Below are 2,708 nucleotides of genomic sequence, written 5' to 3' on the forward strand. Positions count from 1 at the left end.
CCGGCGACGAGCGCGAGCACGACGGCGGCGGCGACTGCGGGGAGGGCGAGCGTGTGGCGCGGGGCCATGGTCGGGGCGTGGGAGGCGGCGCGCAAAAACTTGTTCGTGGGCCGGGTGGTCCCGTCCCGGAAACCAAACGGATTTTAAGCGGCCGCGTGTAACCGAGAGACAACAGAGCTGATTTAGCCTATGGAGATGCCACGCCGATTCAACAGCTACTGCCCGCACTGTGACGAACACAACCAGATCGAGGTCGAGAAGGTCCGCACCGGCCGTTCCTCCGGCATGAAGTGGGACGCTCGCCGCACCAAGCGCGCGAACGCCTCCATCGGGAACCACGGCCGCTTCTCGAAGGTGCCGGTCGGCAACAAGCCGACGAAGAAGACGGACCTCAAGTACCGCTGCAACGAGTGCGGTAACGCCCACCTCCGCGAGGGATGGCGCACCGGCCGACTCGTCTTCCAGGACTAACGATGGCGGGAGGATTCTTCAAAGTCGAGTGTCCGGACTGCGAGAACGAGCAGATCGTCTTCGGGAAGGCCTCCTCGGAGGTCGCCTGCGCCGTCTGCGGAACGACGCTCGCGCGTCCGACCGGCGGCGAGGCCGACTTCACGGGTGAGGTCGTCGAGACCGTCGAGGCGAGATGAAGTACGTCGGCTGGCCCGAGGAGGGCGAACTCGTCGTCGGCAAGGTCGACGACATCGAGGACTTCGGCGTGTTCGTCGACCTCGAGGAGTACGAGGACAAGCGCGGCCTCGTACACGTCAGCGAAGTGGCCAGCGGCTGGATCAAGAACGTCCGCGACCACGTCAACGAGGACCAGACGGTCGTCGCGAAGGTCCTCGACGTCGACGAGTCCGCCCAGCAGATCGACCTCTCGCTGAAGGACGTCAACGACCACCAGCGCTCCGACAAGATTCAGGAGTGGAAGAACGAGCAGAAGGCCGACAAGTGGCTGACGCTGGCGTTCGGCGAGGACATGGACGACGACCAGTTCCGCCGCATCGCCAACGAGCTCCTCGGTGAGTTCGGCAGCCTCTACGAGGGGTTCGAGCAGGCCGCGATTCACGGCTACGAGGCCCTCGAGAAGACCGACCTCGACGACGACGAGCAGGACGCAATCGTCGAGACCGCCCGCGAGAACGTCTCCGTGCCGTACGTCACGGTCACGGGGTACGTGACGCTGACGTCGCCCGACGCCGACGGCGTCGACGACGTGAAGGAGGCCCTGCAGGCCGCCGAGGGGAACGGCGAGGTCCCCGACGAGGCCGACCTCGAGGTGACGTACGTCGGCGCGCCCGAGTACCGGATTCGGGTGCAGGCGCCGAACTACAAGACCGCCGAGGACGAGCTGGAGGCCGCCGGCGCCCGCGCCGTCGAGGAGATCGGCGCGCAGGGCGGCGAGGGGAACTTCCACCGCGAGCGCCAGCTCGAAGAGGAATGAAGTCCGACATCCGGGTGTGTTCGGCGTGGCGCGACCGCCACGACCGCCCGGTGTACACGCTTTCTGCGGAGTGTCCCGACTGCGGCGCCGACGCCGTCAACAGCGCGCCGGCGCCGTTCGACCCCGAGGACCCCCACGGGCGCTACCGACGCGCTCTTAAGGAACGCAGCCGCCCTTAGGGTATGGACGAAATCGACATCGCGTGGGAGTCAGAGCCGGCGCTGGACGACCCCGTGTTCGTCGAAGGACTGCCCGGGGTCGGGCACGTCGGGAAGCTGGTCGCCGAGCACGTCGTCGAGGAGGCGGACAGCGAACTCGTCGCTCGCGTGCACAGCGAGCACTTCCCGCCGCAGGTCACCGTCGGGGACGACAGCGTCGCGGAGCTCGCGCACGCCGAGATTCACGCCGTCGACACGGAGGGGCGGGACCTCCTCGTGCTCACGGGCAACCACCAGGCGCAGGACAACGTCGGCCACTACCGCGTCACCGAAGCGGTCCTCGACATCGCCGAAGAGTTCGACGCCGAGGAGCTGTACGCGCTCGGCGGCGTTCCCACGGGGGAGCTCGTCGAGGAGCACGACGTCATCGGCGCCGTCTCCGCCGAGGCCCTCAAGGGGCGCCTCGAGGACGCGGGCGTGGAGTTCCGCAGCGAGGAGCCCGCCGGCGGCATCGTCGGCTCCAGCGGCCTCCTGCTCGGACTGGGCGGCCGCCGCGGCTTCGACGCCGCCTGCCTGATGGGCGAGACCTCCGGCTACCTCGTGGACCCGAAGGCCGCGAAGGCCGTGCTCGCGGTGCTCGAGGAGATGCTCGGCTTCGACCTCGACGAGGAGGCCCTCGACGACCGCGCCGAGGAGATGGAGGAGGTCGTCAGCCGCCTCCGCGAGATGGAGGATGGCCCGAGCCCGGGCGGCGAGGAAGACCTCCGATACATCGGGTAACTGTTCTCGCAACCGCCGGACCTAACCCCGCGTAGCGCCGACTGGGGGCCGTGAGCGACACTCCGCCGTGGCTGGCGTTCGGCGAGCGCGCCGCGTACGTGCCGGCAGCGGACGCGCTCGTGCTCGCGGACGTCCACGTCGGCCGGGACGCCGCCTCCGACGTCGCCCTGCCGCTGGGCGAGCGCGCGGACCTCGTGGAGCGCCTCGACGCCCTCCTCGCGGAGTTCGAGCCGGCGACCGTCGTTGTCGCGGGCGACCTCCTGCACGTCCGCGGGAACGTCCCCGACGGCGTCCCCGAGACCGTCGACGCCATCGAGGCGGCCGTC

Annotated in this window: 5 protein-coding genes and 1 pseudogene; all 6 read left to right on the forward strand. The window is 69.3% G+C overall.

The window, feature by feature from the left end:
- Positions 1-189: 189 nt before the first annotated feature.
- Positions 190-471: a 50S ribosomal protein L44e gene (locus GJ634_RS14785; protein WP_058981839.1), complete on the forward strand. Its 282-nt coding sequence runs from the start codon at positions 190-192 to the stop codon at positions 469-471.
- A gap of 2 nt (positions 472-473) precedes the next feature.
- On the forward strand, positions 474-647 hold the full coding sequence (locus GJ634_RS14790; protein WP_157503604.1) for a 30S ribosomal protein S27e: 174 nt from the start codon (positions 474-476) through the stop codon (positions 645-647).
- Positions 644-1,444: a translation initiation factor IF-2 subunit alpha gene (locus GJ634_RS14795; protein WP_157503605.1), complete on the forward strand. Its 801-nt coding sequence runs from the start codon at positions 644-646 to the stop codon at positions 1,442-1,444. Before GJ634_RS14790 ends, GJ634_RS14795 begins: the two co-directional genes overlap by 4 nt.
- The gene (locus tag GJ634_RS14800) at positions 1,441-1,623 is read left to right on the forward strand and encodes an RNA-protein complex protein Nop10 (protein WP_157503606.1); all 183 of its coding nucleotides are present in this window, start codon (positions 1,441-1,443) and stop codon (positions 1,621-1,623) included. Before GJ634_RS14795 ends, GJ634_RS14800 begins: the two co-directional genes overlap by 4 nt.
- Positions 1,624-1,626: 3 nt before the next feature.
- Positions 1,627-2,382, forward strand: a complete 756-nt coding sequence (locus GJ634_RS14805; protein WP_157503607.1) for a proteasome assembly chaperone family protein — start codon at positions 1,627-1,629, stop codon at positions 2,380-2,382.
- Between the two features lie 50 nt (positions 2,383-2,432).
- Positions 2,433-2,708, forward strand: a pseudogene (locus tag GJ634_RS14810) (metallophosphoesterase); the annotation flags it as partial.

The organism is Halobacterium sp. CBA1126 (assembly GCF_009741975.1).
GTDB lineage: Archaea > Halobacteriota > Halobacteria > Halobacteriales > Halobacteriaceae > Halobacterium.

Excerpts from the sequence above, each read along its gene's own strand:
- GJ634_RS14785 (WP_058981839.1), top strand. The coding sequence starts at position 190 with ATGGAGATGCCACGCCGATTCAACAGCTACTGCCCGCACTGTGACGAA.
- GJ634_RS14790 (WP_157503604.1), top strand. The coding sequence starts at position 474 with ATGGCGGGAGGATTCTTCAAAGTCGAGTGTCCGGACTGCGAGAACGAG.
- GJ634_RS14795 (WP_157503605.1), top strand. The coding sequence starts at position 644 with ATGAAGTACGTCGGCTGGCCCGAGGAGGGCGAACTCGTCGTCGGCAAG.
- GJ634_RS14800 (WP_157503606.1), top strand. The coding sequence starts at position 1,441 with ATGAAGTCCGACATCCGGGTGTGTTCGGCGTGGCGCGACCGCCACGAC.
- GJ634_RS14805 (WP_157503607.1), top strand. The coding sequence starts at position 1,627 with ATGGACGAAATCGACATCGCGTGGGAGTCAGAGCCGGCGCTGGACGAC.